Consider the following 327-nt stretch of genomic DNA (forward strand, 5'->3'; position numbering starts at 1 on the left):
GCTTTATCTTCAGCCGCATCTTTCACTTCAGCAGCTTTATCTTCAGCTTCATCTTTTAACTCAGCCGCTTTATCAGCAGCTTCATCTTTTGCTTCAAAAACTGCATTTTTTACTTCAGCAACTTTATCTACAACTGCATCTTTGAATTTAACTACTTTGTCTACAACTGTATCTTTTGCTTCTGAAGCCGCTTCTTTTGCTTCTACAGTTTTATCTTCAGCTGCATCTTTTAGCTCAGATGCTTTATCTGCAGCTTCATCTTTTGCTTCTGAAACTGCTTTTTTTACTTCTTTTGCTTTATCTTCAGCCGCATCTTTCACTTCAGCA

General features: G+C 37.3%; 1 pseudogene. It reads right to left on the bottom strand.

Annotated features, from left to right (window positions below):
- A pseudogene (locus HMPREF3279_RS10125) lies at positions 1-327 on the bottom strand (histone); the annotation flags it as partial.

The organism is Haemophilus sp. HMSC71H05, assembly GCF_001838635.1.
Classification (GTDB): domain Bacteria; phylum Pseudomonadota; class Gammaproteobacteria; order Enterobacterales; family Pasteurellaceae; genus Haemophilus_D; species Haemophilus_D parainfluenzae_R.